Below are 7,126 nucleotides of genomic sequence, written 5' to 3'. Positions count from 1 at the left end.
GCCAAAGCGCTGCTCGACGCAGGCGACCATGAGATCCTGAACCATCTCTCCCGAAATGCCGGCCGTGGTGGCCGACCATCGATCGCAGGAGGCGATCGATCCAATCCCACCGGGACGGCCGTCAGGAGACGGCCGCGGGGCAATGACTTCCCGGTCACAGGCGTCAATCGCGAACAGGATGCGGACGATCTCGCCATTGCGGCAGGCGAGTTCAAAGTGGTCGGAGCACCATCATCCGGCAGGAGCCGGATGATCCTATTCCTGCAAGGACGGCGGTCAGGAGACCGCCGAGGGCGGACATGGGAGATCAGGGCAACAACCACCTCGTCATGGGTCCGACCGAGTTGCCGGCCGGTGTGACGCTGCAGGGTGAGGCCGTGCTTCTGCAGAATACGCAGCACCCGCTTGGCATTCATCTTGGCAGGTCCTCGTTCTGCCGGCGGCGGTTCAACAGCATGGTGATGCGGCGGTAGCCATACGACGGCCGCTTGTCGACCAGCTGGCGGATCAACGGCAGGAGCCGGCTGTCCTCAGTCTTGTGGTAGCGCCCGCGCGGCCTGGACGAGCCCGCCAAGCGCTCGATCAGGTTGGAGCGGGCGACACCCAGCGTGCTGGCAATGGCCGTCATCGCGAACCGCTCCGGCGACCTTGCCACGACGGCAGCAGCGACATCGGTTTTTTTGTCCGTGTCACCTCAAGGGCCTCTTTGAGGGTCTCCACCTCGCGGGTCTTTTTGCCAAGAAGGCGTTCCAGCTCTCGGACCCGCTTTTCCAGGTCACGGACATGGGTCTGGCCGACCACCGGCTCGTCCGCCTGAAGCCACCCTCCAGCATCCGACGCCGCCAGTTGAACAGCATGCTGGGCGCGATGCCGGCTTGGCCGGCGACCAGAGAGACGCTCATCCCAGGCTGCATGCTCTCCTCGACCAGCCGCACCTTCTCGGCTGTCGAGAACCGGCGTCGGCGCTGGACCGCAGTGACCACCTCGATGCGCGGCGGAGGTCCGTTCGGATCAAAAGCCATCATCCTTATCCATAGGCGGATGCCTATGCCTTATCGGCTATCGACCCTGTCCGGTTCAAACGGGGTACAGTCCAACCTCCTGCCGGATGTGGTCATCGGCAAGATGGGCGTAGCGCCGCTGAACTGTCAGGCCGAGCGCTATGCCCGAGAAGGCGTGCCGCTGAGCCTATCGACCCTGGCTGATCAGGTGGGCGCCTGTTCGACGGCACTGCAGTCGATCTACCAGCGCATTCAGGCCCATGTCCTGACAGGCTCGCGCCTGCATGGCGACGACACCACCGTGCCGGTCCTGGCCAACGGCAAGACGGATATCGCCCGGTGCCCTCCCAGGCCTACTGGCCTGAGCCATTTCATGGAGCGGATGATCGGTCTTCTGACCGATCATGGACCTATGTCCGTGATGATCGGCCGTTCGGTGGGCCGGCCCCGCCGGCAGCCTTGTTCTTCTACTCGCGCGAACGTGCCGGCGAGCACCCGCAGCGCCATCTTCAAGGCTGGAGCGGCATCCTGCAGGCCAACGTCTATGGCGGCTATGGCAAGCTCTACGGGACTGGCCGATTCCTGGAAGCTGCTTGCCTTCCCGGGCCTACTGACCCGGGCCCCTTCGGGAAACGGATCGTTCGTCTACTGACGAACGATGGACTCATGCGCGGCGCAAGTTCTTCGAACTGGCCGATCTCGCCGCTGCCGCGCGACGAACGCAAGGCAAGGCAGCCGCAGGCATCTCGCTGCTGGCGCTCGAAGCCGTCCGCCAGATCGATGGCATGTCCGCCATCGAGCGGGACATCAACGGTCTGTCGGCTGGGCAGCGCCGAGCGGCACGCCAGGACTGGAGCGCACCACTCATCGCCGAGATGGAAGCCTGGATGCGACAGGCATGCGCGAGGCTCTCTCGCCATGCCGAAGTCGCCAAGGCCATGGACTGCCTGCTCAAGCGTTGGGGCGCCTTCACTCGGTTCCTGATCGACGGCCGAATCTGCCTATCGAGCAATGCCGCAGAACGGGCTCTGCGCGACATCGCACTTGGACGTAGGGCATGGCTGTTCGCCGGCTCCGATCGCGGTGGCGAACGCGCCGCGGTCATCTACAGCCTGATCATCACCGCCAGGCTCAACCATATCGATCTGCAGGCTTGGCTGGCGGACGTCCTCGGATCGTTTCGCTGGCTACCCGTGTACGAGCTCGACAAGCTGATGCCGTGGAACTGGACGTCGCCAGCCAAGGCCGTTCAGGCAGCCTGATCCGCTCCACCCGTCATCCAACCGCGGCCCTCACCGGCTTCCAGTTACCCATAATTCGGTGAGGTCGTTGCGAGCATCACACCCAATCGGATGTCGGTGAGGCGTGTCAGTCCCCGCCACATGACGATGTTCCCGGGCGGCGGGTCGTTGGTGCGGGCCAAGTAGCCGCCGAGCCGCGCGATTTTGAGCAGATACGCGGAGAGCGTCTTGGTCTTTGGCAGACCAAGCCCTTGGTTGGGCTCGAGCCGATCGAGGATCGTGATCTCCATATCCGTCAGAGCAAGCTTGGGCGCGGCAAGCGGTGCCGACCGCTGGATCATCGTCATCCAGAAGATCCGCCAGCTCAGGATGCAGAAGACGGCAATCAGCTTCACCAGCCGCTCGGCGGTTCGGAGCCGTGCCTGTTCAGCCCTGCAACCCGACTTCAGGATCTTGTGGAAGACCTCGATCTTCCAGCGCATGGCGTACCAGCGCAGTTTCTCGATCGCCGCCGCGCAGGAGAGAACGGGCAGATCGGTGATCAGCTTCCAGTCGATCGGAGGCCGGCCGACTGGAGTGCCTCTTTCCTTGGCATGGATGACCGTCAGGATGAGCGCGGGATAGCGCTTCTGCTTGCCGACAGGCGGGAGAACACGAACAGACCGGTAGCGGAGTTCGACGGCCGCCGTGCTGATGCGGCCCCTGCCGTCACGCACCTCGACGTGATGCACACCCTGAACACGTATTTCCTTCATCTCATCAGCGATCGTATGGCCGCCATTTCCGGCCAGGCGATCGACGCAGGTCCTGACCAGGAAGTGGGTGCCGAGATTCTGTGCCAAGCAGAAGAGCTCGTAGATATCGCTCTCCCGGTCGCCGACATGGATGCAGCGCGCCGGCTCACCGAGCAGCGACGTGGACTGACACATGTTTTCCAGCCAGCGGATGCTCTCCTTGTGCTCGATCGGCACGCGCGTCGGATTGATCCTACGCTTGAGCGCAGCCAGGCCTTTGAACTTCTGCCGCGACCAGAACCTGATGGCCGACAAGCCCAGAGGCAGGCCCTCGATCGTGACCGCGAGGCTGGCGTGCATCAGAAGCCCGCACACCGTGTGCATCCGAAAGCGGCCGGTCCTGTCCATGCCACTGTTCACGCGGTAGGTCAGGCCGATCGGCTCGGTCCGTTCGCGCTGGTAAGTGAATTCCGTGGTGTCATGGAGGACCAGGATGACGCCGTCGGTTGCGGCGAAGCGGGCGTGCGTTGCCTGGAAGTGCCCGGCCAGGATCTGCTCCTCGCTGACCCGGTCATTGGCGAAGAAGCGGTAGGCTGCCTTGGTGCTGGCCCAGTCCTGGCATGCCAGCGGAAGGCTTTCGCCAATCGCACCCTCCATCCGCTCGAGCAGCTTGCGCAGGCGTTGGCCCAACCGTACGTCGGCGAAGGCGCATCCGGCAAGTTCGCCGCCCCACCACCGGTTCATCTCCGCGTCCATGGCATCTCACCCCTCAGTGGAGCAGACCCCAGACAGGATCATGACCGCGGCAAGCTCGGCAACACGCCCCTGCGCCAGCATCGATGACGATGAATGTGGGTAATTGAAAGCCTCACCGGAGGGTTACGACGCGTTACGAGTGGGGCTGGCTCAACTTGCTAGGATAGTATGCCGATCGCGCCAAAGTTTGGACGCGACCTCAACCACGGACGTCCAGTCCCGCCCAAGGCTGTATATTTCCGAAGCTTCATGCGATACAGCGAAATGTCGGCGCTGAAGCGAGGTCTGATGACCGCTAAGCGCCTGAATTTGCTTGGCATCCCCAACGGGATTCGAACCCGTGTCGCCACCTTGAAAGTGTGTTTTTCTTGTCCGCAGGCGTCCACAACCGTCTAATAACCTGCTGAAAACTATTGATCATGGTCCTTGCACGTCCGCCAGAATACGGGATTATCCGCTTAGGACCAAGTTAGGGCGGGCTGCTGAATGGCGCGTGCACCGCGTGAACGTCGCTTGGAGAACCGGACCGCGCGGGCCGAGCTGAAACCCCGCAAGGAGCCGTACTGGTCGAAGATCAGCCCAGGTTGCCTGATCGGCTATTATCGTGCCCGGACGTCTCCGACCGGAACATGGTTCGCCAAGTTCAGGCCGGTCGGTGCCGCCCCTGGTGTTACCTTCAAGGCCGAGAAGCTGGGTGCCGCCGACGACGTTCTGGACGCCAACGGGCTGGACATCCTGAGCTGGCCGCAAGCGAACGCGAAGGCGCGGCCGTGGTGGGAACGGATGAAGCGCCTGGCGTCCGGTGATGGCACTGAACCGCTCACGGTAGATCAGGCGATCGAGGCGTACCTCGCTGACCTGAAGGCGCGTGGTGGCGTGGTGCGGGAAGCGGAACGCACGCTGACCAGGCATGTCGATCCCAAGCTACGCGGCAGGCTGGTCTGTGACCTGACGGCATCCGAGCTATCCGCCTGGAAGCTGGCCCTGGTGCGCGAGGACGACGACCCGGATGAAGTCCGGGCTTCCCGATCCACGGCTAACCGGATCGTGGCGACGCTGCGGGCTGCGCTCAATCTTGGGCGGCACCAGCGGCCTGTCGAGATCCCGACCGATGCGGCCTGGAAGGTCGGGCTGAAGGCATTTCCGAGCGTGACCGGCTCGCGCAACGTGATCCTGTCCGGCGACGAAATCCGCCGGCTGATCGATGCCGCTCCGGACCTGCATTTCCGTGACCTGCTGTTCTCCCTGGCATCGTGCGGTGCCCGCTATGGCGAACTGGCCGGCTGCCGGGTGCAGGACGCGCATCTGGACGCATCGAGCGGGGCAAGGCTGCACATTCCTGGCGGTAAGACCGGCTCACGGACCATCGCGATCAGCGATGAGCTGCGCATCGTGTGTGCGCGGCTGGCATCCGGCCGGGCAGGCACCGAGCCCCTGTTCACCAGGGCGGATGGTGCGCGCTGGGGCAGGAGCGACCAGACGCGGCCGATGAAGCTGGCGGTGAAGACTGCCGGGCTCGACCCGTCCGTGACGATCTACAGCCTCAGGCACTCGTGGATCGCGGCGGCACTCCTGGCCGGAACCGAGGTCCGCATCGTCGCCGATCACTGCGGAACGTCCGTCCAGATGATCGAGGCGACCTATTCCAAGTTCATCGGCCGTCATTCCGGCGATCTGATCCGTGCGAGCGGTCCGGTGCTGACGAAGGCGGAAACCAACGTGACCGCCCTGCCTGGGCAGCCTGCGAAGCGCAGCAAGGCAGGGTGATCGTGCGCGCCCGGCGCTTCCGGGCATCCCGACCGGGCGGAGCCTATGCCGTAGGAAGCCCGCTCCGCCCGGCCTGCTGAAAGGTCAGCGACATGGAGAATACCACCACCTCTGCGGCTGCACCACGCACTGGTGTATCCCTGGACTTCGCCGATGCGCTGGCCGACGCCCGGTACACCGTGGTCGCTCTGGCATTGGCGATCCACGGTGGCCGTGAACTGGCCGTGCCAGGGAAGGACCGGGGCAACGCGTTGTCCCTCCTGGCGTATCAGGCCATCGACGCCATGGATCGGCTGGCGGCGCTGTATCGCGAGGAGGCGGGCCGATGACCACCAAGCGCTATCCTGCCGAGATCACGCTGTGCCGCATCGATGCCGAGCTGTTCCTGGCTGACATTGACGACTTGGCCGAAGCCGTATGGCTTTGTGGGGCTGCGGTGGATCGGGCTGGCATCAATCCCGAACGCGCCTTCCTGGCGCTACAGAAGGCCATTCTGGACCGTACCGACGCCTTCCGTCGTGAGCATGGGCTGCCGGTGGATCGGGAGCCCGCGTCGGTGGGTGGGACACCGCCCGGGGACGCCAGAAACTGAGACGACGAAGGCCGGACGGGTGGTGCCCTGTCCGGCCTTCTGCCCAACAGCGTGAAGGGACACGCGATGGATGACGGCGAAGATAGGGGCGGCCGGAAGCGTCCGCCACCACCACCGATACTTCCATTCCAGTTCAGCCACGAGCGGACGATGCCCGAGTGGGCACCAAATAAGCGGCTCCCGCTCGCTCATGAGAACGTGGAAGCGCTGGCCAAGCGGCACAGGATGCCGACCGATGTCATGGCCATTGCACGCCTGAGAGAGACACTAACTGCCGCACTTTCACATTGGGAGGAACAATCACGGGCCGACCAGCGGGCTACTTCGATAGAGGTCGAGCGGCAGATTGCCAAAGCCATAGCGGCAGCCGAGAAACTGGCCCGCTCAATTGAAGCGCTGCCCGAACAAATCAAGATGGACTTGGACGATCAGCTTCGCGATGAACTACCAGGAACGGCCGTTCACAACTTCTTCGATTTACTGAAAGACAGTCTGCCCAAAGCTGGAGCCTCCTACCTTGAAGGGAAAAGGTGGCTGGAGCGACTTGGCTACAAGCCAAAGTCCGGCCGTGGCAGCAGGGGGCATGGTAAGGCATTCCGCGCTCTTGCCGAAACTCTTTGCGATGTCTGGCAAAAGGTCGACCCGAACAAGAGGAAAGTCCGTGCCTCTGCATACAAGGGCAATGACGAAACTCTTGAATTCACTCAAGGGGGCCAGTTCGTTCGCGATGCCGTCGTTCTGCTGACGCGCGGGGAAGCACCTGAGCTGGAGCACGCCTACCTGGTAAAGCTGTTGAACCCACCCGTACCGAAAAAGAGCCAAGAAGCGAATTCAGTGCGGTCCAATCCGGGTCGGAAGAAGGATAGGTGATCTGTCCACCGGCATCCCGCCGGATGTCCTGAACAACCTAGGACGTGGACACTATGCACCAGCATCCGAACGCACCTCACGCTGCCGAGCCGATCAGCGTGCGCATCCCTGAAGCTGTCCGGCTGACGGGCATCTCCCGGTCGGTGCTCTACGAGCTGATCAAGG

At 63.5% G+C, this 7,126-nt stretch carries 5 protein-coding genes and 2 pseudogenes; 5 read left to right on the top strand and 2 right to left on the bottom strand.

Going from position 1 to position 7,126, the window contains the following annotated elements; translation table 11 throughout:
- Nucleotides 1–1,025, bottom strand: a pseudogene (locus tag VNS22_RS18005) (transposase); the annotation flags it as partial.
- Between the two features lie 70 nt (nucleotides 1,026–1,095).
- Here VNS22_RS18005 and tnpC point away from each other — a divergent pair.
- Nucleotides 1,096–2,263 (top strand): annotated as a pseudogene (gene tnpC, locus VNS22_RS18000) (IS66 family transposase); the annotation flags it as partial.
- A gap of 44 nt (nucleotides 2,264–2,307) precedes the next feature.
- On the opposite strand, the gene VNS22_RS17995 reads toward tnpC, so the two are convergent.
- Nucleotides 2,308–3,732 carry an IS4 family transposase gene (locus VNS22_RS17995; protein ID WP_325734827.1) on the bottom strand — a complete coding sequence of 475 codons (1,425 nt, stop codon included), beginning with the start codon at nucleotides 3,730–3,732 and terminating at the stop codon, nucleotides 2,308–2,310.
- 513 nt (nucleotides 3,733–4,245) lie between these two features.
- Between VNS22_RS17995 and VNS22_RS17990 the strand changes: the two genes are divergently transcribed.
- The 4 genes from VNS22_RS17990 (at nucleotide 4,246) to VNS22_RS17975 (ending at nucleotide 6,961) form a co-directional block, all read left to right on the top strand.
- Nucleotides 4,246–5,499 (top strand): tyrosine-type recombinase/integrase, encoded by a 1,254-nt coding sequence (locus VNS22_RS17990; RefSeq protein WP_325734825.1) that lies wholly within the window; start codon nucleotides 4,246–4,248, stop codon nucleotides 5,497–5,499.
- Between the two features lie 92 nt (nucleotides 5,500–5,591).
- Nucleotides 5,592–5,828 carry a hypothetical protein gene (locus VNS22_RS17985; protein ID WP_325734823.1) on the top strand — a complete coding sequence of 79 codons (237 nt, stop codon included), beginning with the start codon at nucleotides 5,592–5,594 and terminating at the stop codon, nucleotides 5,826–5,828.
- On the top strand, nucleotides 5,825–6,091 hold the full coding sequence (locus VNS22_RS17980) for a hypothetical protein (protein WP_325734821.1): 267 nt from the start codon (nucleotides 5,825–5,827) through the stop codon (nucleotides 6,089–6,091). Before VNS22_RS17985 ends, VNS22_RS17980 begins: the two co-directional genes overlap by 4 nt.
- Nucleotides 6,092–6,157: 66 nt before the next feature.
- The gene (locus VNS22_RS17975) at nucleotides 6,158–6,961 is read left to right on the top strand and encodes a hypothetical protein (RefSeq protein ID WP_325734819.1); all 804 of its coding nucleotides are present in this window, start codon (nucleotides 6,158–6,160) and stop codon (nucleotides 6,959–6,961) included.
- Nucleotides 6,962–7,126: the final 165 nt, after the last annotated feature.

This window comes from Geminicoccus sp., from assembly GCF_035556675.1.
Lineage (GTDB): Bacteria > Pseudomonadota > Alphaproteobacteria > Geminicoccales > Geminicoccaceae > Geminicoccus.
Note: the sequence above shows the minus strand (reverse complement) of the source record. Positions and strands in the feature narration are given on the sequence as shown.